At 53.3% G+C, this 25245-nt stretch carries 21 protein-coding genes; 11 read left to right on the top strand and 10 right to left on the bottom strand.

Annotated elements, in window-relative coordinates:
- Positions 1-30: 30 nt before the first annotated feature.
- From BED41_RS00645 to BED41_RS00655, 3 genes are all read right to left on the bottom strand, one after another.
- Positions 31-1209, bottom strand: coding sequence for a M20 metallopeptidase family protein (locus tag BED41_RS00645; RefSeq protein WP_066741758.1), 1179 nt, complete (start codon positions 1207-1209; stop codon positions 31-33).
- 14 nt (positions 1210-1223) lie between these two features.
- Positions 1224-2621, bottom strand: a complete 1398-nt coding sequence (locus tag BED41_RS00650) for a YfcC family protein (protein WP_066748720.1) — start codon at positions 2619-2621, stop codon at positions 1224-1226.
- Positions 2622-2865: 244 nt separating this feature from the next.
- Positions 2866-3234: a DUF3870 domain-containing protein gene (locus tag BED41_RS00655; RefSeq protein WP_066741761.1), complete on the bottom strand. Its 369-nt coding sequence runs from the start codon at positions 3232-3234 to the stop codon at positions 2866-2868.
- 230 nt (positions 3235-3464) lie between these two features.
- Between BED41_RS00655 and BED41_RS00660 the strand changes: the two genes are divergently transcribed.
- The 4 genes from BED41_RS00660 (at position 3465) to BED41_RS00675 (ending at position 8234) form a co-directional block, all read left to right on the top strand.
- The gene (locus BED41_RS00660; RefSeq protein WP_168160199.1) at positions 3465-4409 is read left to right on the top strand and encodes a tetratricopeptide repeat protein; all 945 of its coding nucleotides are present in this window, start codon (positions 3465-3467) and stop codon (positions 4407-4409) included.
- 495 nt (positions 4410-4904) lie between these two features.
- Positions 4905-5231, top strand: a complete 327-nt coding sequence (locus BED41_RS00665) for a DUF3870 domain-containing protein (RefSeq protein WP_066741765.1) — start codon at positions 4905-4907, stop codon at positions 5229-5231.
- 216 nt (positions 5232-5447) lie between these two features.
- Positions 5448-6956, top strand: coding sequence for a sodium/proline symporter (locus BED41_RS00670; RefSeq protein WP_066741767.1), 1509 nt, complete (start codon positions 5448-5450; stop codon positions 6954-6956).
- Positions 6957-7064: 108 nt separating this feature from the next.
- A complete protein-coding gene (locus tag BED41_RS00675; protein ID WP_066741770.1) occupies positions 7065-8234 on the top strand; it encodes an amidohydrolase family protein in 1170 nt (389 codons plus the stop codon).
- 74 nt (positions 8235-8308) lie between these two features.
- On the opposite strand, the gene BED41_RS00680 is transcribed toward BED41_RS00675, so the two are convergent.
- The 4 genes from BED41_RS00680 to BED41_RS00695 all read right to left on the bottom strand — a co-directional run bounded on the left by BED41_RS00680 (position 8309) and on the right by BED41_RS00695 (position 13282).
- Positions 8309-9895 carry an ABC transporter permease/substrate-binding protein gene (locus tag BED41_RS00680; protein ID WP_066741772.1) on the bottom strand — a complete coding sequence of 529 codons (1587 nt, stop codon included), beginning with the start codon at positions 9893-9895 and terminating at the stop codon, positions 8309-8311.
- Positions 9888-11033, bottom strand: coding sequence for an ABC transporter ATP-binding protein (locus BED41_RS00685; protein ID WP_066741775.1), 1146 nt, complete (start codon positions 11031-11033; stop codon positions 9888-9890). The genes BED41_RS00680 and BED41_RS00685 overlap by 8 nt, the downstream gene beginning before the upstream one ends.
- Positions 11034-11480: 447 nt before the next feature.
- Complete coding sequence (locus BED41_RS00690) at positions 11481-12605, bottom strand: aminotransferase (protein WP_066741778.1); 1125 nt, start codon at positions 12603-12605, stop codon at positions 11481-11483.
- 26 nt (positions 12606-12631) lie between these two features.
- Entirely contained in the window at positions 12632-13282 is a 651-nt protein-coding gene (locus tag BED41_RS00695; protein ID WP_168160200.1) for a GntR family transcriptional regulator, read from the bottom strand.
- A gap of 191 nt (positions 13283-13473) precedes the next feature.
- On the opposite strand from BED41_RS00695, the gene BED41_RS00700 reads away from it, so the two are divergent.
- Genes BED41_RS00700 through BED41_RS00715 form a run of 4 tightly spaced genes read left to right on the top strand, consistent with a single transcriptional unit; the run spans position 13474 to position 18330 of the window.
- The gene (locus BED41_RS00700) at positions 13474-14583 is read left to right on the top strand and encodes an aminotransferase class I/II-fold pyridoxal phosphate-dependent enzyme (RefSeq protein ID WP_066741784.1); all 1110 of its coding nucleotides are present in this window, start codon (positions 13474-13476) and stop codon (positions 14581-14583) included.
- A 52-nt stretch (positions 14584-14635) separates the two neighbouring features.
- On the top strand, positions 14636-15724 hold the full coding sequence (locus BED41_RS00705) for an alanine racemase (RefSeq protein WP_066741787.1): 1089 nt from the start codon (positions 14636-14638) through the stop codon (positions 15722-15724).
- 36 nt (positions 15725-15760) lie between these two features.
- On the top strand, positions 15761-16804 hold the full coding sequence (locus BED41_RS00710) for a homoserine dehydrogenase (RefSeq protein WP_066741791.1): 1044 nt from the start codon (positions 15761-15763) through the stop codon (positions 16802-16804).
- A gap of 35 nt (positions 16805-16839) precedes the next feature.
- On the top strand, positions 16840-18330 hold the full coding sequence (locus tag BED41_RS00715) for a Na+/H+ antiporter NhaC family protein (RefSeq protein ID WP_066741794.1): 1491 nt from the start codon (positions 16840-16842) through the stop codon (positions 18328-18330).
- Positions 18331-18469: 139 nt separating this feature from the next.
- On the opposite strand, the gene BED41_RS00720 is transcribed toward BED41_RS00715, so the two are convergent.
- The 3 genes from BED41_RS00720 to BED41_RS00730 all read right to left on the bottom strand — a co-directional run bounded on the left by BED41_RS00720 (position 18470) and on the right by BED41_RS00730 (position 20602).
- Positions 18470-19252, bottom strand: coding sequence for an EFR1 family ferrodoxin (locus BED41_RS00720; RefSeq protein WP_066741797.1), 783 nt, complete (start codon positions 19250-19252; stop codon positions 18470-18472).
- Positions 19253-19274: 22 nt separating this feature from the next.
- Complete coding sequence (trhA, locus tag BED41_RS00725) at positions 19275-19922, bottom strand: PAQR family membrane homeostasis protein TrhA (protein WP_066741800.1); 648 nt, start codon at positions 19920-19922, stop codon at positions 19275-19277.
- A gap of 284 nt (positions 19923-20206) precedes the next feature.
- Positions 20207-20602 carry a (deoxy)nucleoside triphosphate pyrophosphohydrolase gene (locus BED41_RS00730; RefSeq protein ID WP_229712355.1) on the bottom strand — a complete coding sequence of 132 codons (396 nt, stop codon included), beginning with the start codon at positions 20600-20602 and terminating at the stop codon, positions 20207-20209.
- Positions 20603-20749: 147 nt separating this feature from the next.
- On the opposite strand from BED41_RS00730, the gene BED41_RS00735 reads away from it, so the two are divergent.
- The 3 genes from BED41_RS00735 to mcrC all read left to right on the top strand — a co-directional run bounded on the left by BED41_RS00735 (position 20750) and on the right by mcrC (position 25148).
- Positions 20750-21664: an HAD family hydrolase gene (locus tag BED41_RS00735; protein ID WP_066741803.1), complete on the top strand. Its 915-nt coding sequence runs from the start codon at positions 20750-20752 to the stop codon at positions 21662-21664.
- Positions 21665-21727: 63 nt separating this feature from the next.
- On the top strand, positions 21728-24106 hold the full coding sequence (locus BED41_RS00740; protein WP_229712356.1) for an AAA family ATPase: 2379 nt from the start codon (positions 21728-21730) through the stop codon (positions 24104-24106).
- Positions 24099-25148: a 5-methylcytosine-specific restriction endonuclease system specificity protein McrC gene (gene mcrC, locus BED41_RS00745; RefSeq protein ID WP_066741808.1), complete on the top strand. Its 1050-nt coding sequence runs from the start codon at positions 24099-24101 to the stop codon at positions 25146-25148. Before BED41_RS00740 ends, mcrC begins: the two co-directional genes overlap by 8 nt.
- Positions 25149-25245: the final 97 nt, after the last annotated feature.

Genomic DNA, 25245 nt, shown 5'->3' on the forward strand with positions numbered 1-25245 from the left:
CTCTCTGTTCCGCGTGTCAGGCCGCCGGAATCAGTTGTTGGTCAACAACGCGAGCGCCCCCCGGATCTGAAGCTTGACGCCGGTCCTTATGCAGCGTTCATCCGCCTCAAACCTCGCGCTGTGCAGGGGAAAGTTTGTCTCTCTATCCGAAAAGCCGCAGCCCAGCTCGTAAAAGCAGGAGGGGCGTGCCGCGGCGAAGTATGCGAAATCTTCCGTGCCCATGGTCGGCTCCGTTTTAATAATGACATTTTCCGCGCCGATTGCCGCGCGCGCCGCCGCGGCTACGGTCTTCGTCACCGTATCGTCGTTTATCAGCGCGCCGTAGCTGGGGCGCAGGATCAGCTCCGCCCGTCCGCCGAAGAGGCCTGCGACGCCATCCGCGGTCTCTTTCAGACGGCGGCGCAGCAGGAGACGCGTCTCCTCGCTGAGCGAACGCATGATGCCCGTCATCTCGACACGGCCGGCGATGATGTTGCCCTTTGTGCCGCCCTCTATCTTTCCCACCGTCACCACCGCGGAGTCCAGCGGCGAAATGCCGCGGCTGGCGATGTTCTGAATCGCCGTGATGAACTGCCCGGCCATCGCCACCGCGTCGCAGCCCTCCTCGGGGTGCGCGCCGTGGCAGCCGCGTCCGTGGAGGATGAGCGTGAATTCGTCGGAGGCGGCGTGCATCTTGCCGAATTTGAAGGCCGCCCTGCCGGCGGCGATGGCGGGGTTGACGTGAAGGCCGAGCACATGGCTGACGTGGGGCGCGTCGAGGCAGCCAGCCGCGATCATGCGCTCCGCCCCTCCCGTACCCTCCTCGGCGGGCTGGAAGAATATCTTTACCATACCCGTCAGCTCCGGCTCCATCTCTTTGAGCAGGATCGCCGCGCCGAGCGCGGCGGCGGTATGGATGTCATGTCCGCAGGCGTGCATCACGCCACTCTTTTTGGAGGCGAAGGGCAGCCCCGTCTCCTCCGTGAGCGGCAGCGCATCGGTGTCGGCGCGCAGCGCGACCGTCTTGCCATTACCGGCCGAACCGACTGACGCCGCGGCCGCCGTGCCGTCCAGCATCAGCTTATATTCGATACCGTTCCGTCCGAGCATCTCCGCGAGGCGCGCGCAGGTGGGCTGTTCCTCTCCCGAAAGGTCGGGATATTCGTGCAGTTCGCGCCGGAAGGCCGTCAGCATCGGCAGCATCTCGTCAATTCTTTTATCGATATCCATAGGCTGTACCTCCCTCAGAATTTCATTATCACCGCGGCGGCGACGAAGAGCATCATCACGAGCCACATGATACCGAAGAGTTTGAGGAAAAACTTCCACCACTTAGCGAGCGAGATGCCCGCGATACCGCACCCGGTGGCGATGCCGCAGGTCGGCCAGAGCAGGTTGGAGAAGCCGTCTCCGAGCTGGAAGGCGAGCACCGTCACCTCGCGTGAAAGACCTGCGACGTCGCCCAGCGGCGCCATTATCGGGATGATCGTCGCCGCCTGGCCGCTGCCGGAGGGGATGGCAAAGTTGATGAAGGTCTGGATGAAGAGCATGCCCTCCGCTGCAATGATCGGCGGCGTCCCCTCGATCATATTCGCCATGAAATTGATTATCGTGTCTATTATTTGCCCCTCGCGCATGACGACGAGAATCGCGCGCGCCACGCCGACGATCAGCGCGCCGAAGACGATGGCGCGGGCTCCCGCGAGCAGCTCTTCCGCTATCTTGTCCGCGCTCCAGCCGAAGATGACGGCGACCGCGATCCCCATCAGGAGGAAGACCGCCGTCAGCTGGGTGTTGCCCCAGCCCCTGTAGAGGCAGCCGTAAAAGATGAGGGCGAGGCTGGCGAAGATCACCGCGAGCGAGGCGGACTCACGTCTTCCCATCGTCAATTTTTTGAGCTCGCCGCTGTCGTAGGAGAAGAGCGCCTCGCCGCGCGGGACGAGCGAAAGCGAAGGGTCTCTCTTTATCTGTCTGCCGTAGCGGAATATCCACCAGAGGGCGATCGCCGAAAAGACGACAAATATCGCGGCGCGCACGCCGAAGCCCGAATAGAGGGGGATACCGGCGATCGACTGCGCCACTACGATGGTATAGGGGTTTGTCAGCGCGGCGGCGAAACCAACTCCGATGCCGAGCATCACCACCGCGAAGCCGAACATCGCGTCATATCCCATCGCCACTCCCACGCCGACCATGATCGGTATCATGCCGTTAAAGTCGTTCCACATGCCGAAGAGGCTGGCTCCGAGCGCGAAAAAGAGATAAAAGATGACGACGACGATACTTTCACGCCCTTCGAGACGCCGCAGCAAAGTTCCCAGCATCTTTTCAAAAGAACCCGTCTTTATGACGACGGCGAAGGCGGCGTTGACGATGAATATGAGCGCCACAAGGTCCGCCACCTCGATTATCCCGCGCTGGAAGGAGCTGAAAAAGCCGATGACGCCGACGGGGCTCGAATCGGTGAGATAGCGGAAAGAGCCTGGGACGACGATCTTTCTCATCGTGCCGTTCACGTCGACGGATTGGTACTGGAACTCCCCCGCCGGAATGATCCAGGTCAGCAGGCAGGCCGCCGCGACGATATAAAAAAGCAGTACATAGGTGTGCGGCATCTTGAATTTTGCGGTTGATAGTCTCATCTCTTGATTCATAACTCCTTTTTACGCCTCCCCTGCCGGTCTACGCGCGGCGCAGCCTCCGGCCGGACAAATCTCAAAAAACAAAAAATCCAGCGCAAATTAAACACCTTCCGGCGTTAATTTGGCTGGATCTCGCAGATTATATCCCCGTGCTGAGCGCGCAGGTCAACTGGCAAGGCAGTCTTATTCGGTTTTATCTGCGGGAAGCCCCTTTACGCGAGCCTCCCGTGTGCATGATTATATATTATTTCCCATCCTCGTCAACCGCCATTTTTATCTCATCCCGGGCCGCGGGCCTATGGGTGCTAAGCCAGCTGCGGTATTTTTTCACCGCCTCCATATAGGCCATCTGAATAGCCTTCTGCGAAGAGGCGAGATAGGAGCCGCGTATGAGCTCCAAAAGCTCCCTGTCGACCTCCGCGAGAGAGCGTCCGATAAAGAGCTCCTTGATAAAATTGCTGGTCGCCGGCAGCATAACCGTCACGTCGAGGTCGACGATCTTTCCGCTGGCTGCCTCGACGATAAATACGATAAAAAAGTGTGAAAAGCGCGCGGTGATGGGATTTTTCTGCTGCGTCCGCGCGTTTCCTATTATGCAGAGCTTTTCGATCAAGACAAACCTCCCCTTTCATGCGCGGCGGTCTCATACTTGGCGCATAAGCGGTCTTATTATATATGGATAACGGGGAAATGAAATCCCGTAAAATCCCCGCGCCGTGTGTTTGAAGAGCGGTCCCGGGCTATAATTGGTTTGTCGATTTAGATATCCTTGCTTGGGGAGGGTTTAAGCTGAGGAGAAAAATTTACCGTTTTATTGCCTTCGCCGCATTGGCTGCCGCTGTTTTGCTCTGCGCGCCGGCCGCTTGGGCCGCCGCCGCGCCTGGGGAACGTGGAATTTCCGCGGACGCCGGTTTTGAAGCGCCGGAAGAGTCGCCCGAATACGGGCGGGCTAAGGAGCTTTTGCAGATAGCCGTCATGCACGGGCGTGACGACCGGGAGAAGATAAAGGAGGCGCTGTTCTGGCTGGAGAGTGGGACGGCGAAAAACTGTCCCCACGCGATGGCGCTGTTGGGCAGCTACTATCTTGACGGCGGTTTTACCGAAAGGTCGCGGCGCGAAGCGGAGCGTGACCCTGAAAAGGGGATGGCGCTTCTCAGAAGGGCCGCCGCGATGGATACGCCCGCGGCTCATATCGTGCTTGGCCGAATATATTTCAACGGCGGCTGCGGTGTGGCGCGTGACGCGGAGGCGGGGCTCGCCCATTTTGACCGGGCCATTGCCGCCGGCAGCCGCAGGGCGGCCTGCATCATCGCGCAGTCCTACGAGAGGGGCTATTGGCTCGGTCAGGATTATCGCCGCGCGCGGGAATATTATGAAAAGGCGCGCGCTCTCGGCGAGGAGGGGCTCGACGACAGGATCTATAACCTTGAACATCTTCCTGACTACTTCTGGGGAAGCCATCTCTTCGTGAAGGCCTGCGCCAAAGAGGAGGTCCGCCCCGACGTCCGGTACGTCGGCAGGAGCCTGAGGCTCAGCGGTCTCGTCGCCTCGGTGAGGAAAGAGTCCGGCGGTGTGACTGTCATTCTCAACCTGTACGAAAATCCCGCGGTCCGCGAGGCGGAGTGCCGATTCGCCCCGCAGGAGGTGGCGCGGCTTGCCGGCTGCGAAGAGGGCGATTCCCTGGCGGTACAGGGTAAAGTCATTGGCTTCGCTGGCGGCGCGAATAACGCCGACGGTGCGAGAGTCCTGATGGAGGATTGCTGGCCGGTGAGGGACTATTATCGATAGCGTGAACCGTGTGCGGGAAGAACGGCTTGATATGTGCGGCGGTGTGCCGTTCTTCCCGCGTTCTTTTATTCCTTGTAATTACCTGTATAGCGGCTGATGTACGGAATTAGATCCTTGCTGAGGACGCTCTTATTCTTTTCATTCCGCTGCATATGATATTCGCCACAGTCCGGTGTTATCATATCGTTGGGTTCGCTCCTCCAACAGGTACGCGAAATCATCTCTAAGCCTTATTGCCCAAAATTCCCAATATACGGGCCGTACTTAAGCTCAAAGGTACTTTTATCTTTGTTCAAGGTTTTACAGCCATTTTTCTGTCTTCTGCAGATGGCACGGAATGTGCATTCTTATAATTACATCATTAAAGGTTAATTGAAAAATCCCCTTATTTTAGGTAAGAATCACTTGTTGAGATTTAAAAAAGTATTAGAATTTTTTCAATAGAGGCATATTTCACTATTTTCGTCTGTATAAATAGATATGGAGGGAATGGAAATGGAAATGAACAAAAAGACACTTTTATTTGGCGGTTATTCCCAGTTTCCTCAGGGGACGGCGGGTCATGAGATATTTAAATACTTTGGCATCGGTTTTGTGGTTGACCCTGAGAGCGGTGAGATCGTGGAAGTCTCTTCCACGTTTCTCAGTGATCTGAGTTCCCGTTTCCTCAGTTCTGCATTTGTAGGCAAAAATATTAGGGATGGAGGTGTCGGTGCGGGCATAAAAGAATTTGAGGCGAGATATTTCTGCAAAGGTAAGAAGACGATCATCGCCGCGATAATAGATGCAGAGAAAAGCTACTTGAATTATTTAGCACAATAGTGTAGCATGAAATAAACTTAGATAATTTTGGTACAAATCTGCTGATTTGCCTTTTAGGGAGAGCAACCCTCTCTCATTTGCAAGGGCAAGGGTCCAACAGAAATGTTGGGGCCTTGCCCTTTTGCCGTTGCGGATGGGAGGTGGTTTTTGTTGTTTAATTTTTGATTTTCACCGTAAAAAAACAATAAATGACAAAAACTAAAGGAGAGTTGCTTGATGTATGAGAAATTACCTTTGATGATCCCGTTCGTTCTTTATCTGTTGGTTCTGATCGCCGTTAGTGTTTATACGTTCCGCTTTACCAAGACAATGGAGGGCTTTCACCTTGGCGGACGGAATTTGGGGCCGTGGGTAGCCGGTATCAGCCTTATCTTTTCCGGCTCCAGCGGCTGGATATTCACCGGTATGGCGGGGCTCTGTTATGCGGTGGGCCCTGCGTCTTGGTTTATGCACGCCGGCAATCTTTTTTTTATGCTTACGGCGTTTTTGCTGGTTGGTAAACGCTTGAGAAATTATTCCGGGGTACTCGGCGCGATAACCTATCCGGAATATTTCGTCAGGCGGGTACGCTCCAGTGGGAGTATAATCCGCGGTATCGCTTCGATGGCAGTGGTCGTATTTATGTCGGTCTCGGTCGCCACGCAGTATATGGCGGCGTCAAAATCAATGGTTCCTCTTTTCGGTATTACTAATTTCCAGGCAACATTGATAACGGCGTCGGTGGTCGCCCTCTATTGCCTGATTGGCGGATTTCTGGCCGTTTGCTGGACTGATATGGTCCAAGGCATAGTGATTCTTGTGAGTTCCGTCGCTCTGTGTTCTTACATGATCTATGATATCGGCGGATGGTCTAATGTAACGCCAAAACTAGCGGCCCTTGACCCCAAACTTGTCTCCGCCAGATGGGTCACACTGCCTTTGGCCATCTCCTATTTCACGACCGGCTTCCAGTGTATCGGCCGCCCGCATGACACGATACGTTATTTTGCCGTCAAAGATTCAAAATCAACGCGCAAGATGGCGATGATCGGGATGTTTGGCTTCCTCATAAATTACTGGACGGGTTATCTTATCGGCCTCGTTGGGCGTATATATTTTCCATACATTGATGATCCAGAGACGATCTTTGGCAGGATACTCACAAGCGTGCTGAACCCGTGGTTTTCCGGGGTAATGCTTGCCGGGCTGATGGCTCTGATCATGTCCACCGTCGATTCCTGCCTGCTCTGCGCCGCATCGACGCTTAGCGAGGATTTTTACCACACCTGCATAAACAGAAACGCATCGAAGGAACACCTGATAAGGGTTTCTAGACTATCGGTGCTGCTAATCGCGCTGTTGGGTACGATTCTTGCGCTGAACTCAGGAGGACGTTCTGTCATGTCCGCCATGCTCTTCGCCTCCGGAGGCCTTGCCGCGACCTTTGGTCCCGCGCTGCTTCTATCGCTCTACTGGAAACGGCTGACCGAAGCTGGCTTGATCGCCGCGATGCTGACGGGATTTTCCGCAAGTGTAGCGTGGAAGGTTGGCGGAATGGCAAAAATTTCGAGCATACATGAGAGTTGTTTTGGTTTCTTTGCGGCACTCGTACTTGGCACAGTTATTAGTTTAATTACCAAACCTCTGCCGCAGGAGGAAATAGCGCGGGAGCTTCAAATCATATCAAGGGACTACCGTGTTGAGCAGCTCAGCGAAATAGAGCGTGGATTTCAATCCGCACAATAGGAATGAGGTATTTTTTCATGGACTTCTGCGCATGGCTGATCGTTGTGATAGTTCCGGTGATAATTACGGGAGTTTCGGTGCTCTATTATCTGCTTGGAGGCGATGATAATGATGACGTCAAAGATTAGATGCGGTGAAATGATAGATCTTGTATCCGGGAAAAGAAGGCAAAATGTAGATTTATGGCTGATAAATGGGAAAATAGGAAAAATATCTGAAAAGATAGGACGGGCCGCGGAAGAAGAGATAGACCTTTCCCGTTTTTACGTGATTCCCGGCTTTGTCGACGCCCACAACCATCTCTGCCTTCGTGTGGGCGGCGAGGCGGCTCCGATGATGGAGGCGCTTGCATATCAGGTGCTTCTTGCGGTGAAACACGCGCGTTTTGCGTTGCTTTCCGGGGTGACGACGCTGCGTGACGCGGGCGAGCGTGGATATGTCGACCTCTTTGTACGGCGCGGGATTGAGGAGGGGATCATTCCCGGCCCGAGACTTCTGGTCGCAGGGCCGGGGTTTCTCCAAAGCTGCGGCCGTCTGTGGTTTATGGGAAGGGAGGCCGGCGGGCATATCGAAGTTCGTAAAACGGTCCGTAAACAGCTGAAGGCCGGTATCGACTTTATAAGGATATTTGTGGCCGGTGCGGGAGCGGCATTTTCTGCCGAAAAAGCTGTTCCCGGCAGCAGCCGCGAAGAGATCGAGGCCGCTGTCTATGAGGCGCGCGCCGCCGGAAGGAATATCGGCGTACAGACCCACGGCGGCGATGCGGCGACATGGGCGATCGAGGCGGGCGTTGACGCTGTGGAGCATGGATGCTTTCTCACGGAAGAACAGCTGCTGATGATGAGGGAGTGCGGCACCTGGCTGGTCGTCACAAGCGGCATCCAGCGGGCGATACGCGACTGCGCGGGAAATTCCGCCTTTATGCGCGAAAAGGCCGGGGCCGCCTACGCCAACTACCTGTCTGTCGTGCGGCGCGCCGTGGAGCTTGGCATCAACCTCGCCGTGGGCAACGACACGAACCATGGCTGTATTGCGGAGGAGATAACCTTTTTAGAAAGGGCTGGCATGGAGAGGCGCGCGGCGCTGCTGGCCGCCACGCTGGGAGGCGCGTCTCTCTGCGGTATTGAGGAGGAGATCGGAACGCTCGATATCGGCAAGGAGGCCGACCTGATCGCCTTTGAGCGGGACCCTCTGACGGCCGCGCCGCGGGAGCTGGTTCCGGCGTGGGTGATAAGGTCGGGAAAGGTAATGAAGAATCCCGTCGGCGTTTGCTCCTGATACCTATTAAAAAGAGAGAAGGCAGACGGTACGCCGCCTGCCTTCTCTCTTTTACCGCCGGTGCTCCCCGGCCTTTATTTTGCGATGAGTCCCTTTTCCCTAAGGAACTCCCGCGCCACAGTTCTTGCGTCCTGCCCGCCGATGTCCACCTTGGCGTTGAGCGCGCGCATCGCATCCTCGTTAAGCAGCCCGTCCATTTTTGACAGCAGCTCTTCCAGCTCGGGGTATTTTTCAAAGGTATCCTGCCGGACGAGATTCACCGCGTAGTAAGGCGGGAAGAAGTTGATGTCGTCCTCCATCAGCGTCACCTTTTGCTTGGTCAGCTGGGCGTCGGTCGAAAAGGCATCGATCACGTCCACCTCCTGCGCCGCGAGCCCGCGGTAGCGGATACTCTCCTGCAGTCCCGTAACGGACTCAAAGTCCTTTTTAAAGCGTTTTTTCATGAGTGGCAGGCAGTCTCCGCGCTGGACGAAGCCAACCGTGCAGCCGAGCCGCAGTTTATCGGCGACGCCCATCATCTCGGAGAGGGTGCGGATACCATAGCGCTTCGCCGTCTCGGGGCGTACTCCCATTACATAGGTGTTGTTGAAGCCGAGCGGCTTTGAGACGGTGATGCCGTGTTCCTTCATCAGCAGCTCTTTAGATTTTTCATAGACGGCCTGCGGATCGGTGCTCGCGAATTCCATGTGGAAGTAGTTTGGCAGGATGCTGCCGGTATATTCGACGAACATGTCCACGTCGCCCTTTTTGAGCGCGTTAAAACAGACCACCGCGCCGCCGAGGTTAAAACGCTCCTCTACCTTGACGTCGCTGTTGGCTTTGATGAGCTCGCTGTACATATAGCCGAGTATCATCGCCTCCGTGAAGTCGCCGGAGCCCACGGTGACCTTTCTTTCGCCGCGCTCGCTCAGATATCCTGAGAGGGCGGAGGCGGCGGGAAGCAGCACCAACAGGCCGCAGAGCGCAAAGACGGCGATCTGCCTGCGGCGGCGCTTTTTAGCGGGGATATTCTGTATCTGCTCGGGGGGCAGCAGCCCCTCGGGCGTCACCGCGCGTTCCAGCTGCCCAAGCAGAAGGTCTATGCCGAGCGCCATCAGCGAGGCCGGAATAGCGCCGAGCAGCACGAGGCCGACGTTCTGTGAGTTGAGCCCGAGATTTATGAACCATCCCAGCCCGCCAGCGCCCGCGAAGGCGGCGATCGTCATCGTGCCCACCGCCGCGACGGCGGAGATGCGGATGCCGGCCATAATGAAGGGCGCCGCGAGCGGCAGTTCAATACGGAACATGCGCTGCCACTTCGTCAGCCCCATGCCGCGCGCCACCTCTATCGTCTTCGGGTCGATGCTCATGATGCCCGTGTAGGTATTCTTTATGATGGGAAGCAGCGCGTAGATGATTACCATCATGATTGCCGGCTTCGCTCCGATCCCCACAAAGGGAACGGAGAAGGCCAGCAGCGCGATGCAGGGAATCGACTGCATGATATTGGCAAGGCCGATGACGATACGTGTCGCGAGCCTGCTGTGTGTGATGACGATGCCGACAGGTATCCCGATTGACAGCGAGATGAATACCGCCATGGTCGTCATATTCATATGGTCGATGAAAAGCCGCAGCAGTTCGCTGTGCTTCGCCGCCAGCAGTGCCAGGAAATCAGTCAATTACGCCACTCCTCTCTTCGGCGGAACCCTCGGGGCTGAACTGCCTGCTCAGCACGGAGAGCAGCCTTCCCTTCGTGAGAAACCCCCGCAGCCGTGAGTCGTGATCGGTCACGGGAATTACTCCGGAGATGTTGTAGTCGATGGTGGAGATGATCTTTTTCAGCGATGTATCGGTGAAGACTGAGATGTAATCGTCCGATATATAGTTGCTTATCCTGTCGTTCTCATTCTTCACATTCCGCAGGTCCGCGAGCCAGACGATGCCCTTCAGCCTGCCGTTGTCGGTGACGAGGAGGCTGTCGACGTTGTAGTGGCTCATAATATAGATCGCCTGTACCACGCTGCGGTCCTCCGTCGCCTGCACCGGCCGTTTCAGCATGATGTCCTCCGCCTTGACGAACTCTGGGTTGCTCCATAGTTTGTTCTTGCCGATGAACTCCTCCACGTAGCGGTTGACCGGGTGTTTCAGGATATCTTCGGGATTGTCGCACTGGACGACGTGCCCCGCCTGGATGACGCAGATCCGGTCGGCGAGCTTGATCGCCTCGTCCATATCGTGGGTCACAAAGACCACCGTCTTGCGCGTCTGCTTCTGCAGTTTAAAGACCTCGTCCTGCAGCTCGCCGCGCGTTACGGGGTCCAGCGCGGAAAACGGCTCGTCCATTAGGAGGATCGGTGGGTCCGGCGCGAAGGCGCGCGCCACGCCGACCCGCTGGCGCTGTCCTCCGGAAAGCTGGGAGGGATAAAGCCCGCGGTAACTGCCGGGCTCCAGCGCCACCATCTCCAGCATTTCATCTGTCCGCGCGGCGACGCGCTCCTCCGTGAATCCCGCCATCCTCATCGTCAGCGCGATATTTTCCCCGACGGTCATGTGAGGAAAGAGTCCCCCCTCCTGCACGACGTAGCCGATCCTCTTGGGCAGCTCCGAGACCGGCATCTCGCTTACAGAGGTGGAATCTATGAGAATGTCACCGCTGTCGATACTGTTAAGCTTGTTTATCATCTTCAGAAGCGTAGTCTTGCCGCAGCCGCTGGAGCCGATCAGGACGAAAAATTCATTGTCCCTAATGGTCAAATTGACGTTCATCAGAATGGGCTTGTTTTTATAGGATTTGTATATGCCCTTGAACTCGATCATTTTTTGTCTCCCTTCGCAGTGGTTTTATGGGGCTGACAGTCCATATCCCTTTTTGCGATGCAGAGTTTAACGGAAATCATGTGAGCGCGATGTGAAATAGGCGGGAGGCGCGTGAGAATTGTGTGATAAAAATAACCGCCGCCGGGGGCTACGCATACGGCGTTGTCGGTTACACGGGAGGGATAAATGCCTCCGCGGCGCTGCGAGAGAGGCTGAACCGGCGTTGAGGGGAGGGAAACAGCTAGTATAGAGGCATAAAAAGAGATAAATATAACTGACTTTTATAGACTTTTATATTTGTCCATCACATATTAAAAAGCTGCGGGGTTGTTTCGGTAAAAATAGGGGCCGCCGCGCGGAGATCGTTCCTCTCCGAACGGCGGCCAAATGGCGCTAAAAACGACGGGCCCGCCCCGCACTCCTGCTAAACGGAGGTGAGGAGGGCCTTTATGCCAGCTCTTTTACAAACTCGCTGAGCTTCGCGAGCCCCTCTTCGAGCTCTCTTTTATTACAGGCGTAGCCGATGCGGAAGCAGTGTTCCTCGTCGAAGCATGAGCCGGGCGTGAGAAAGGCTCCCGTCTCCGCGAGCAGCTTCGAACAAAACTCTTCCGAGGGCATATCGACGTCACAGTATAACAGCGCCGTTGTGCCGCACTGCGGCTTTACATAGGAAAATCGCGGTTCTTTTGCGACCCATGCGTCAAGGACCGCCAAGTTTTCCTTTACGATTCCGCGGTTGCGCCCGATGATCGCCTCCTTCGCCTCCAGCGCGATCGCCGCGAGCGCCTCGTCGATCATGCCACAGCTTATCGTGTCATAATCGCGGTGCAGCAGTATCTCGCGCATCGCCTCCTTGCTGCGCGTCGCAATCCAGCCGAGACGCAGCCCCGCGAGGGAGAAGACCTTCGACATGCTGCCGACCGCGATTCCCTTCTCGTAGAGGTCGGCGATGGATTCAGGATAGCCGTCCTCCTGAGTAAGAAACCTGTAGACCTCGTCGCATAGCACGTAAGCGCCCACGCCGCGGGCGATCTCGACGATTCCGCGCAGCGTCTCCTCCGGTATCAGCGCGCCCGTTGGGTTGTTGGGGTTGTTTATGCAGATGATCTTTGTCTTTTCGTTGACGAGCGTGCGCAGCCTGTCGAGGTTTGGCAGGAAGTTCTCTTCCTTTTTCAGCTTCAGGATGCGCACCTTAGCGCCGTATGACTCGGGGATCGAATAGAGCTGCTGGTAAGTCGGCATCACGGAAACCACCGCGTCGCCGGGCTCGACGAGCGAATAGAGCGCCAGGTGGTTCGCCCCCGCCGCGCCGTGCGTGGTGATGATCTCCTCCGTTCCAACTGAACGGTAGAGGCCGGAGATTGCCGTCTTCAGCTCATCCGCGCCGAATATCGCGCCGTAGGTCATACGCCGCTGCGCGAGGGTCTCAAAAAACTCCCGCCGGTCACGTCCCGCGAGGCGGAAGAGCTCATCCAGCGTCACGGAGTCGACGCAGGTCTCCGCGATGTTGTACTTTGCCTTTGTCTCGTTGAGATTCATCCATTCTTCGACTTTGAATGTGGCTATCTTCATGTTTTTCTCCCCGTTTCCTGATAAGTTTAATGGCCCAGCTTCAAATCGAGGAACCCGTTGTGTACGTGCACCCCTATCATTTTTATCGCCGCTTCGGTGTCTCTCTCTTTTATAAGTTCCAGCAGCTTGCGGTGTTCGGAGAGGCTGCGGTTGTTTGAAAAATCAAGATAGTTTTCGTAAAGCACCATATAGACGTCCGTCGTGTTGATCGCCGTGCGAATGTGCTGGCAGAGGATTTCGTTGCCCCCAGCCTCGGCGATGCTCAGATGAAAGCGGCTGTTTATCTCCGGATACTTCTCGGCGCTTATCCTGCCTTCGTAAACCGCCTGCTCTTCTTCGATGTTCTCTTCCAGAAGCCGCAGCAGAAGCGGCGTGACATTCGGCATCGCCTCTTCGATGCCCCACTGTTCCAGCTTGGCGCGGACCTCGTAGGCGTTTATCATTTCGCGCCGCGTCGGCGAGGCGACCCAGACGCCGCTGTTGGGCACCATGCGCAGCCACCCTTCAAGCGTAAGCTTGCGCAGCGCCTCGCGCACCGGCGTGCGGCTTACCCCGATTTCCTGCGAAAGCGTTATCTCCGCGAGCCGCTGTCCAGGTTTTAACTTTTTCAGCATGATCATCTTTTTTATCTCGGAATAGGCGACCCCTGGGGCGGTCTGCTCAATAAAGCTGTCCATAATCATCTCTCCCGTGATGGTTATTATTGTATCCCATTGTATATATTGTACCTCTGTTTATGTAATAAAAACAATAGGCGAAATAGTTGACGGATGATTCTTTTTGATTATAATACAGTTGTATCCAATAGAATACATAGGGATGCAGTAGAATTCAATAAACTTGAGCAACTATATATGGAGGTGCTGTAATGAAGTACACGCGTATGCCCATTGAAAAGGAGTCGCCGGAACAGTTCGGCTATGAGAAGATCAAGAACAATCTCACCGAAACTTCCGTCCGCGACCGCAATATCAAGGACTTGGGAATCGTACTGGACGACATCCTTCTCCCCTATGGAGACCATCTCGGAGACCCGCGTCTCAGAAAGCTTATCGCAGAACAGTCTAATATCACCGACCCGGACTGTGTCATCATCACCGGCGGCGCGGCGTCGGCGCTCTTTCTCGTCGCCTCGTCGCTGCTTGAACCGGGCAGCCACATGATAGTCGCACGTCCCAACTATGGCACGAATATCGCGACGCCCGAAGCGATCGGTGCGGATGTCGGCTACCTCGACCAGAAGTTTGAAGAGGGTTTCCGCGTGGATATCGAAAGACTTGAATCGATGATCCGTCCCGATACGAAGTACATCTCATTGACGAACCCGCATAATCCCACCGGCACGATGATGGGGCTGGAAGAGGTTAAGAGAGTCATCGCCGTCGCCGAGGAACATAACGTTTGGCTGCTTATGGACGAAACATACCGCGATATGTTCAAGGACGAAGTTCTGCCTGTCGCCGCGTCGCTCTCGCCAAAGGTCATCTCTATCTCCTCGCTCTCGAAGACCTACGGCATACCGGGAATCCGTATCGGCTGGGCCGTCTGCCAGGATAAAGAGATGATGGATATGCTTTTGGCCGCGAAAGAACAGGTCTGCATCGGCGGCAGCGTCGTTGACGAATATATTGGTTTCGCCGCACTCTCGCAGAAAAAGGAATGGATCGCAGAAAATGACGCCCTTATCGCGAGGCATTTCGCCATTGTTAAGGACTGGGTGGAGCACGAGGAATTTGTCGAATGGGTCGAGCCGCGCGCGGCCTGTACCTGTTTCCCGCGCATCAAGGAATCCGCTGGCGTCGATATCGAAAAGTTTTATAAGGTCATGAACGATAAATACGGTACCTATATCGGCCCCGGCCACTGGTTTGGCTTTGAGGATAGTTACATGCGCATCGGATACGCCTGGCCGCTCGAAGATGAACTTAAAGCCGGTCTTGCGGGAATCTCCGCGGCGATCAGAGAGGCCAGAGGATAGAGACAAAGGTCTGGGGGCCCTCGCCGGCCATCGGATATGTCGGAAAAAACTGATGGATAGATATCCTCTGCTTGAGATAGACGGCAAAATTATTCGCCGCAACGCGGAAATATTACTTGGCGAATGCAGAAGGAACGGTGTCGAACCATTTGCCGTGCTAAAGGGTTTCAATGCCCTTCCCGGTATAAGAGATGTCCTGGTAAAGGCCGGATATAAAACACTGGCAAGTTCAAGGCTGCCGCATCTTGCGGCGGTGAAAGAGGCTGGGCTGGCCGTGGAGACTCTTGGACTGCGCCTGCCGATGCTCTCTGAAGTGCACGAAGTTGTGAGGGTCTGCGATATCAGTCTCAACTCCGAGCCGGAGACGCTGAGAGCCCTTGACCGTGCCGCCGGAGCCGCCGGCCGCTTTCACAAGGTAATATTGATGCGTGACCTCGGGGATCTGCGGGAGGGGATATTTGAGGGCGAAAGGTTTATCGAAACGGCGCTTTACGTCGAGCGCGAACTTAAAAATCTTTGTCTTTACGGCGTTGGTGTCAATCTTACCTGCTATGGTTCCGTTATCCCGACGGAAAAGAACCTTTCCGAACTTGCCGCTAATGCCGCGGATATCGAAAAACTCATTGGCAGAAAGCTGGCGGTGGTATCCGGCGGTAACACGACCTCTCTTCCGCTTCTGCTGCGTGGTGCTATGCCTGAGGGAATAAATAATCTCCGTATCGGAGAGGCGATCGTTGTCCCCTGCGATCTTGCCGGCCAGTGGCGCTGTCCCGTCGAGGGGCTTTCCAACAGAGGGCTTGTGCTCAAAGCGGAGATCATTGAAATAGGCAGAAAGCCGACGCATCCGATCGGCGAACTGGGTACAAACTGCTTTGGCTCCCACAGCCATTACGAAGACCGAGGCGTTCGCCGGCGGGCTTTGCTTGCCCTTGGAGCCTTTGATATCGGCGATCCGGAAAAGCTCATTCCAGACGATCCGGGAATAAAGATACTGGGCGCGAGCAGCGACCACATGATAATAGATATTGAAGAGAGCGAGAATGATTACCGTCTCGGGGATGTCGTTTCTTTCACGCTCCACTATCAGGCGATGCTCTTCGCCACTGAAAACCCACTCATCAAAAAACGATATGTAAGTTGATACGGCAAGTCCGTTAACAGGTCAAAGGAGGAGCTTATGAGCAGAATAATCAAATATTGTATGGCCGGCTTCGGTAATGTCGGCGTAAGGTTTGCGCGTCTGCTTTTGGAAAAGGAAGCGGAGTTAAGGGCGGAATACGGATGTGAAATGCGTCTTACTGGCATATGTACCCGTTCAAAGGGTACGCTGCTGAACTCCGAAGGTCTTGATCTTAAAAAGATCCTTGCAATGAACGAAGAGGCGGGCCGCTTTGATGAGAAGGACGATGATTTTGTCCGCTGCGGCACGGAAACTATGATCGCCGCGTCGGAGGCAGATCTGCTCATCGAGCTCACGACACTGTCCATCGACGACGGCGAACCGGCGGCAAGCTATATCAGAACGGCGCTTAACCGCGGTATGCACGTAATAACCGCCAATAAGGGACCGGAGGCGTGGCGTTTTGACGAACTCAACGCTCTCGCTGAGGAAAAGGGGCGGATGTTTCTTTACGAGACGATTGTGATGGACGGCACGCCGGTCTTTAATCTAGTCAAAAAAAACCTGCGCGGGAATAGGATTCTTGGAATAAAAGGAATCCTGAACGGCACGACGAACTTTGTGCTGGGGGAGCTTGAGAGAGGCGGCAGTTATGAATCAGCGGTCAAAGAGGCGCAGCGCATACAGCTTGCCGAGGCCGACCCCTCGATGGATGTCGACGGCTGGGACGGCGCGGCGAAGATTTGCGCGCTGGCAAATATCTTGATGGGGGCAAAGGCCAATCCGAAGGCGGTCCACGTGGAAAGCCTCGCTGACATTGACGCCGCGGATGTCGCGGCGGCGCGCGAAAAGGGCTGCCGGATAAAGTATCTCTGCCGTGCTGAAGCCGGTGATGAAAATGGCGGCCTTAAATTAAGTGTCAAACCCGAGCTTATCCCCTTCGGCGATCCCCTTGCCAGCGTCAACGGAACGTCGGCCGCTGTCACCCTGTACACAGATCTTGCCGGGGAGATCTCCATAGTGCAGACCGACCCTGGGATACTGCAGACGGCCTACGGTGTCTACAGCGATCTCTGTACGCTGATAGAAAGTACACAATAAAAACAGATACATAATTACAAAAGGGAGGTACTGAAATGTTAGAGTTTCTGAAGCTTTCTCCTGTCATTCTTCTTGCGGTAATGGTTGTGAACGGCGTAGATATCCTTATCTCCGCCTCCATAGGTCTTTTTGTCGCGGCTTTTATATGTAAGTTCACCGAGAAGATGAAGTTCGCGGACATTATGAACGAAGCCGTCGAAGGGGCGAAGGAGGCGACGCTGCTGGCCTTTATCCTGATGCTCGCCTACGCGCTGGCGGAGATATTCATGAGCACCGGCGTCGGCGCGGCGGCTATCTCCATATTTCTTCACGTCGGAGTCACGGGAAAGACGGTGGCCGTCGTCGCGTTCCTTACGACATGCGTTCTCTCCGTCTCTACCGGTACCTCATGGGGAACCTTCGCGGCCTGCATTCCCATCTTTATCTGGCTCTGCAACGTAGTAGGCGGCAACCCCGCGATGACCTTTGCCGCGGCGGTGGGCGGCTCCGCCTTTGGCGACAACATCGGACTTATCTCCGATACTACGATACTCAGCTCGGGCCTGCAGGGGGTCAAAGTCGTCGACCGGATACGTGCGCAGGGGCCGTGGTCTGTGTTATGCGTCATTCTTGCCGCTATTTGTTTCTATTCATTAAGCGTGGCGATGGGTCTTCCCGACAATGCGGGAGATCCGTCGAAGATACTGGCCGCGATGTCTCAAGAGACCATAAAAGTGCTCGAGGAGGAACGTCCTGCGGTGCTCACCCTGCTTGCCCAGGTAAAAGACGGTGTGCCGCTCTATATGATAATCCCGGTGATAATTGTCGTTACAATGGCGGTCATGCGCATGGATACCATCAGCTGCCTTTCCACCGGCATAGTCTGTGCGATCGCCTTCGGCTATGCCGCGGGTACAGTCACTTCGATTTCGGACGTCATCGGACTTGTGCAGTCCGGTTTTGAAAGCGCCGGAAGCTGGGCCGTCATAATGCTCTTCTGGGCGATGGGATTTGGCGCGGTAATGCGTAGGATGGATGCCTTTGGTCCGATCGCGGCCTTCTTTGTAAAGATCAGTCGCAGGGTGCGCCACCTTGTCGTCTGCAACGGGCTGCTGTGCCTCATAATCAATGCCACCGTTAATGAGGAGATGTCGCAGATGGCGACGGTCGGACCGGTTTTAAAAGATATAATCAACAATAATGTCGAGGGATCGGAGGAGGACAAATACAAACTGCGCAACAGAAACGCGCTCTTTTCCGATGCCGTGGGCGTTCATTCCGCCGCGCTGATTCCCTGGCACACGGGGGTTGCCTACTATATGGGGCTGGCGGCGGCAGTATATCCACTCTATCACTTTACAATAGGGGACCTATATTACAACTTCATGGGAATAATCTGTGTCGTATCGATATATGTTCTGACCTTTACCGGCTGGGACAGATTCATACCGCTTTTTGGCCTGCCCGAAGAGCCTGCGGTCAGACTGAAAAAGGTTGAGGAGCGAGATTATCAGATGGAAGAAGAGCTGCTTTCAGACCCAAATTAACAGATAGCCTTGGATATAAAAAGGCGGAGCTGCGCGAATTTCGATCGCGTATGCTCCGCCTTTTTGCGATATTTTAGGTGAATGGCGGAACTCCCGGCGTAACCGCCGCCACAAGTTCGCCGCCCACTTTGCCGGAAACCTAAATAAAAATTTCCGGTTCTTTCCTCTTTGAGTTCTTCAGCGCGAAGAGCTTTTCCGCCGCGCAGAGCATGAGCTTGTTGAGAGACCGCGCCCCCTGCGGACAGACCTTGATGCAGCGCATACAGGTGATACATTTTTCCGTATCGGTATTCTCTGGAGTTTCCGCCGGGATAGCCTTTACGGGGCATTTGGCGGCGCAGAGGCCGCATTTAACGCAACTGTTGTCGGCCGAAGGCTTAAAGGGCACGCCGTTATATTCGCGGTAGGGCAGATTCCCCTTCAGTGCCAGCGGTTCGGCGGCAGCGGCCTTGTTGATTTTGGCAAGCTTCTTCACTACCTCTTGGGCAAACTTTTCAATCGCCTTAAAATCCTGTTCGTCCGGGCGTCCCGCCGCGACGGAGTGCATAATATTGTGCTCGGCGATAAAGGCCGCCGCCGCGATGACCCTAAAGCCACGCTGTTCGAGAAGATCCCGCAGCTCAAGCAGGGCGTCGTCATAGTCGCGGTTTCCGTAGACGGCGACGATCACCGCCGGAGTCCCATCTCCGTGGAGGTTTTTCAAACGCTGTGCCGCTGCGGCGGGTATGCGTCCGCCGTAGACCGGCACGCCGGCCAACAGCAGTTCATCCGCCGAGAGGCGGTATTCTCCGTCGTCTGCCGGATAATCCGTGATGTCCAGCTCCTGAACAGGCCACGGCAGTTCTTTGGTGATTGCTGACAATATCCTGTGCGTTGAATCTGTGGGGCTGAAATAAACCGATACGGCATTTTTGATATCCATATTATTCACCTCGTTGCCGGCCTTAGGCCAGATAATGGGAAACCGTAATATAGTGGCAGAGAGAGCCGCCCATCACGAAGAGATGGAAGAGTTCGTGCGGTCCAAACCACGAGAAGGAGAGCCGCGGCCGCTCAAGCCCGAAGATGACGGCTCCTGCTGTGTATAGAAGTCCGCCTGCCACGAGCCAGACGAGAGCGCCCGGCGTGAGCGCATGTACCAGCGGTACGATGAAAAAGGCCGCGATCCAGCCCATTGCCACGTAGAGCGAACAGGAGAGCCAGACGGGGGCCTCCATCCAGAATATCTTCATCAACAGCCCCGCCGCGGCGACGCCCCAGACGAGAGAGAGCATGATATATCCGAGCGGATAGCCGAGAGTGATCACGCATATCGGCGTGTATGTCCCCGCGATCAGCAAAAAGATCGCGATGTGGTCTAGCCGCTGCATGAATTTTGCCGCGCGCGCCTGAACGGCGCAGCACCAATGGTAGATTGAGCTTGTCGAATATAACACGACCATACTGATCCCAAAGACGAGCACGGAGACGAAGGCGGCGGCGCCCTCTTCGCCGAAGGCGTCGTAAGCCAACTTTATTGTCCCCGCGAGCGCGAAGAGCGCCCCCGCGAGGTGTGTGAGAGAGCTTGTGATCTCCCTTTTATCTTTTTTCATTCAGGCGGATGCCTCCTTTAGAGCCTTGTAAAGATATTATACCGCTAATATGAAAAGCGGAAATGAAGGCCCGTTATTTTAGTCAATTAAAGTCAATCAATTATTTCTCTCTTTTATTTAACACAAGTCTATGGCCGCTCTTGATATATTGACTATAAGACAATATTATTAGTAAAAAATGTTTTATAGTTATCTTAAATAAAACATCCATAAAAACAAAAAACGGCATCCCGAAACAAACTGGGATGCCGAAACAAACGGTCAGAGGCTGCCGCTGTAAGGCGTCAGATGCTGCGGTAATTTTTCAGCTTTTGTAAAATCTCCACGTCCGCGGGACAGAAATCGTAGAGGGGGATCTCCTCTCTCCTTATCCAGCGGATGTCGTTATGCTCAAGCTTACGCGGTACGCCCTCCGCAATTTTCGCGTTAAAGAGGGTGAGGTGAACGCAGATGTCGGGATATCGGTGTTCAACCTCCGTGAATACGCCGCCCACGGAGATAGCGACGCCAAGCTCTTCGCGGCATTCGCGCATCAGAGCCTCCTCCTTCGTCTCGCCAGGTTCCACCTTGCCGCCGACAAACTCCCAGAGCAGGCCGCGCGCCTTCTCCGCCGGACGCTGGCAGATCATGAATTTATCATTGTCCCAAATCAGCGCCGCTACAACTTCCGTCATCTTCATCCCGTACCCTCCGTTTCCTTCTATACCGCACATATTATAGGCGTTTTTGCAAAGGGCGTAGATGGGGATTGACATAACGGCGCACTTTTATACACTTAAACGGAGTATAAATATTGATAAAACAGCACTAAAAGGAGGATGGTACGGATGCCCAACATCATCGCGGTGATATGGGATTTTGACAAGACGCTGGTAGACGGTTACATGCAGGACCCGATCTTTAAGGAATATGGGGTCGACGCGGAGAGTTTTTGGGCGGAGGTCAACGCTCTGCCGCAGATGTATCTGGAGACGCAGAATGTGCGTGTCAATCCCGACACCATCTACCTCAGCCACTTTATCCATTGTGTGAAGCGCGGGATCTTTCCGGGGCTAAACAACAGAAAACTATATGATTTTGGTCGTGAGCTGAATTTTTATCCCGGTGTGCCGGAGATATTCGATACGATAAACAACCTTCTGCGCGGCGAGGCCAAATACGAGGAATACGACATAAAGGTCGAGCAGTATATCGTCAGCACCGGCATGACGCAGGTCATCCGCGGTTCCTCCGTCATGCCCTACGTGAAAAACGTCTGGGGCTGCGAGCTCATCGAGGAGGCCGGCGCGGACGGCGTGCCGGTGATCAGCGAGGTCGGCTATACGATAGACAACACCACCAAGACGCGGGCGCTCTTCGAGATAAATAAGGGTGTCTGGCTCTCCGACGGGCGCATTGAGGTGAACACGAACATCCCCGAGGAGCAGCGGCGCGTGAACTTCAAAAATATGATCTACATCGCCGACGGCCCGAGCGACGTTCCCGCCTTCTCGGTCGTCAACAAAAACGGCGGCGCCACCTTCGCCATCTATCCGCGCGGCAACAGGAAGGCCTTTGCGCAGGCGGAACAGCTGCGTATGGACGGGCGCGTCAATATGTTCGCCGAGGCCGACTACCGCGAAAACACTACCGCCTATATGTGGATAACGGAGAAGATAAAGGAGATGGCCGAGCACATCTACGGCAGTGAGCGGGAAAAGGTCTTCGACAACATTTCCGCCGCGCCGCGTCATCTGTCGTAGAGATATACGTCATTGAGAATTTTGGAACGGTAAGATAAAAAATATGGCAGGGGTTGGGGAATAGTGGATAAAGCTGTTTTGGCTGAAATAATAGAGGCATACAGGGCAAATTTTACGCAAGTAGATCGGGAAGAACGATATAAATGGGAAGCGGTCGCCTGTTTCCAGAACAATTGGGACATGGACGCCCCGGACTTCGCTCTAATGCTCAAAAATGCCCTTGCAAAGGCCCAGAACCTTTTGCCGTCTTCAGGTTATTATGCAAAAAAGATGATAACGGCGTTAGCGGAAAGAGATCCGGGGATTGTGAGGAGTGCCTTTTCCAACCTCTTCGATGAAACAAAGCCGATATTTGAGAGAGTTAAAATTTTTAAAAAGACGGCAGAAGATATGTCCGCGAAATTATCTTTGAATAAACCGTCCATAAAGAACCATAATCAGGAGTTACACGCAATTAGCGTATATCTTTCATTTGCATATCCCGACAAGTATTACATCTATAAAAGAGGGCTCTTTGCAGAATTTGCCAAGCGGGTAGGCTACACAAATGTTCCGAAGCGCGGGGATGATAAAAACTTGCTCTGCTATTTTGCAATGTGCGACGAAATATTATCTTTTATTGCTGAAGATAAGGATTTACTGCAGCTAAGCCGTTCCCGGCTTGATGAGAACTGTTTTGCCGATGAGAATTACCACATGCTTGTGATGGACATTGTATATTTCGGCTGTAATTGTACTTTGAAGTCACACCTTTGGTGGCCCGCTGAAACGGAATATAATCCCGGCATATCAAAAGAGGAATGGCTTCGCTTGTTGAAAAACAGGGAAATTTTCACGCCGGATGCCCTTGCGGTGATGAGACGTATGAAAGATATCGGGGGAATGGCGACCTGTACGGAGCTAAGCAAAAAATATGGCGAGAGCCCAAACTTTTATAATGGCGTCTCCGTTCATCTAGCTAAGCGGGTTGTTGAGGTTATGGGCTGCCCTGTTATGGAAAAAGATAACTGGGGTTCTAAATGGTGGCCGATCCTTTTTGTCGGACGTTATGCAACAAAAGAGACGGCTGGAAGCTATGTATGGAAGCTTCGCCGTGAGTTGGATGAGGCGCTGGACCTTATCGACATGAGCGATATCCCTCTTTTTGTCCCTGAGAAACCGGCCTCAAAGCGACAATATTGGTGGCTCAACGCCAACCCTAAGATTTGGAGTTTTGGCCAAATCCGCGTCGGCGAAGAACAGGGTTACACAATATTTAACGCAAACGGCAACAAGCGAAGGATATTCCAGAATTTTCTTGACGCAAGAGTCGGCGACATTGTCATAGGTTACGAATCTACACCTGTGAAGCAGATAGTAGCCCTTTGTAAAATCTCAAGGGAGAGCGACGGGGAGTCTATTCTTTTTGAAAAGACGGAAAGCCTGATTTCTCCCGTGGATTACGATGTGCTGAAAAATATTGAGGGATTGCGGGAATCAGAGTACTTTGTCAACCCTCAGGGAAGCTTGTTCAAGCTTACAGAGCAGGAATACAACATTATAATGGATGAGATCCGGGATGCAAATCCGCAGGCATATAACGAAAGTAAGCCTGCATATTGCAAAGATGACTTTATTAATGACGTTTATATGGACGAAGCGCAATATGACTCTTTGGCGGCATTACTAGAACGCAAAAAGAATATTATTTTGCAGGGGCCTCCCGGGGTAGGGAAAACTTTTGCCGCTAAACGTTTAGCCTATTCAATTTTAGGTGAAATAGATGATGAAAAGATCGAATTTATACAATTTCATCAGAACTATTCATACGAAGATTTCATGATGGGGTACAAGCCGCAGGGCGATGCCTTTGAGCTTAAGTACGGTATATTCTATAAGTTCTGCCAGCGTGCGGAAAATAATCCCAACGAAAAGTTCTTTTTTATCATTGATGAGATCAACAGAGGCAACATGAGTAAAATTTTCGGAGAACTCCTAATGCTCATAGAGGAGGGATACCGGGGGAAAAGGATAACCCTTGCGTACAGCGGCATGCCGTTTACCGTGCCGGAGAACTTATATATTATCGGCATGATGAATACGGCGGACCGGAGCCTTGCTTTGATCGACTATGCCCTGCGCCGCAGATTCGGCTTTTTTGCTTTTTCTCCCGCGTTTGAGAACGCCGGATTCCGGAACTATCAGGAAAAGCTTGGCAGCGATATCTTTGACGCACTAATAGAAAAAATAAAAAGATTAAACAGGGCTATCGCGGAAGATCCCGTTCTTGGAGAGGGTTTTCAGATAGGCCATAGTTATTTTTGCGGGCTGTCGTGTTCGGAAGAAAGAATAGCGGAGATTATAGAATATGATATCTTGCCGACGATATCGGAATATTGGTTTGATAATACGGAAAAAGTCGAATATTGGAAAAGGGAATTGCACGGTATTTTAGATGATTGACAGTAAGGGCATAGTTATCAGAAATATCTATTATATGCTCGCCTATGCGTACCAAAATCTAAGGCAGAAAAATTATACGGATATTGCCGCTGAAGATTTTGAAAATATTCAAGACCTGTTCGCCGCCATTCTTGCGGAGGGGATATCATCCCAATTGAGATGTGGCCTTGCTTTGGAATATGTCCAACATTCGGAAGAGCTCACCTCTCTGCGTGGAAAGATGGATGTCATGGCAAGCTATCGTCTCAAAAAGAAGCGGGCGGGTAAATTGTTATGCGAATATGACGAGCTTTCGGAAAATAATCTTCTGAACCAAATCCTCAAGACGACGGCTTTTATCCTTATGCGTTCAAAAGAGGTGACACGAAAAAACAAGATTGCGCTAAAAAGAGCAATGCAGCTCTTTTCCGGCGTCGATACGTTGGAGATATCTGAAATCCGCTGGGGCAGACTGTGTTATCATAGAAACAATCAGACTTATCATATGCTGATGAATATATGTTATCTGCTGCTGAGAAATTTGCTTGCGTCTACCGAAAAGGGCGAAATACAGTTTGCGGAATTTATTGATACGCAGGCGATGCCGCGTCTGTATGAAAAATTTATCTTAGAATATTATAAAAGACATTTTCCAGAACTCCACGCGCACGCGTCACAGATATCGTGGGATACGGATGATGGATATATCGATTTTTTACCGACGATGCAAACAGACGTTTCTCTTTATTACGGCGATAAATGTCTAATTATTGACGCAAAATATTATAGAAATACGATGCAGCAAAATAGAAATTTTGACGCAAAGAGACTGCATTCCGACAATCTTTATCAGATTTTTTCTTATGTAAAAAACAAGGATACCTTGCATAAGGGCAACGTTATGGGCCTGCTCCTGTATGCGAAGACCGGCGAAGATATAGTATTAAAAAGAGAGTACAGTTTAAGTGGAAGTAAAATAATGATTCGGACACTGGACTTGACCGGTGAATTTTCCCTGATCCAAAGTCAACTGAATGAGATCGCAGCTTTACTGAAATTGTAGATCTTCACAAGAATTTTCAAGCTTGTGAGCAAAAGCCGGGAAATATGATATATTCATCCTGGCGCCGTTTTTTTGCGGCGTTCGGCAGCTTAAATCG

The organism is Cloacibacillus porcorum (genome assembly GCF_001701045.1).
In the GTDB taxonomy this organism is placed as follows: domain Bacteria; phylum Synergistota; class Synergistia; order Synergistales; family Synergistaceae; genus Cloacibacillus; species Cloacibacillus porcorum.

Excerpts from the sequence above, each read along its gene's own strand:
- BED41_RS00645 (WP_066741758.1), bottom strand. The coding sequence starts at position 1,209 with ATGGATATCGATAAAAGAATTGACGAGATGCTGCCGATGCTGACGGCC.
- BED41_RS00650 (WP_066748720.1), bottom strand. The coding sequence starts at position 2,621 with ATGAGACTATCAACCGCAAAATTCAAGATGCCGCACACCTATGTACTG.
- BED41_RS00665 (WP_066741765.1), top strand. The coding sequence starts at position 4,905 with ATGGAAATGAACAAAAAGACACTTTTATTTGGCGGTTATTCCCAGTTT.
- BED41_RS00670 (WP_066741767.1), top strand. The coding sequence starts at position 5,448 with ATGTATGAGAAATTACCTTTGATGATCCCGTTCGTTCTTTATCTGTTG.
- BED41_RS00675 (WP_066741770.1), top strand. The coding sequence starts at position 7,065 with ATGATGACGTCAAAGATTAGATGCGGTGAAATGATAGATCTTGTATCC.
- BED41_RS00685 (WP_066741775.1), bottom strand. The coding sequence starts at position 11,033 with ATGATCGAGTTCAAGGGCATATACAAATCCTATAAAAACAAGCCCATT.
- BED41_RS00690 (WP_066741778.1), bottom strand. The coding sequence starts at position 12,605 with ATGAAGATAGCCACATTCAAAGTCGAAGAATGGATGAATCTCAACGAG.
- BED41_RS00695 (WP_168160200.1), bottom strand. The coding sequence starts at position 13,282 with ATGGACAGCTTTATTGAGCAGACCGCCCCAGGGGTCGCCTATTCCGAG.
- BED41_RS00700 (WP_066741784.1), top strand. The coding sequence starts at position 13,474 with ATGAAGTACACGCGTATGCCCATTGAAAAGGAGTCGCCGGAACAGTTC.
- BED41_RS00705 (WP_066741787.1), top strand. The coding sequence starts at position 14,636 with ATGGATAGATATCCTCTGCTTGAGATAGACGGCAAAATTATTCGCCGC.
- BED41_RS00710 (WP_066741791.1), top strand. The coding sequence starts at position 15,761 with ATGAGCAGAATAATCAAATATTGTATGGCCGGCTTCGGTAATGTCGGC.
- BED41_RS00715 (WP_066741794.1), top strand. The coding sequence starts at position 16,840 with ATGTTAGAGTTTCTGAAGCTTTCTCCTGTCATTCTTCTTGCGGTAATG.
- BED41_RS00720 (WP_066741797.1), bottom strand. The coding sequence starts at position 19,252 with ATGGATATCAAAAATGCCGTATCGGTTTATTTCAGCCCCACAGATTCA.
- trhA (WP_066741800.1), bottom strand. The coding sequence starts at position 19,922 with ATGAAAAAAGATAAAAGGGAGATCACAAGCTCTCTCACACACCTCGCG.
- BED41_RS00730 (WP_229712355.1), bottom strand. The coding sequence starts at position 20,602 with ATGAAGATGACGGAAGTTGTAGCGGCGCTGATTTGGGACAATGATAAA.
- BED41_RS00735 (WP_066741803.1), top strand. The coding sequence starts at position 20,750 with ATGCCCAACATCATCGCGGTGATATGGGATTTTGACAAGACGCTGGTA.
- mcrC (WP_066741808.1), top strand. The coding sequence starts at position 24,099 with ATGATTGACAGTAAGGGCATAGTTATCAGAAATATCTATTATATGCTC.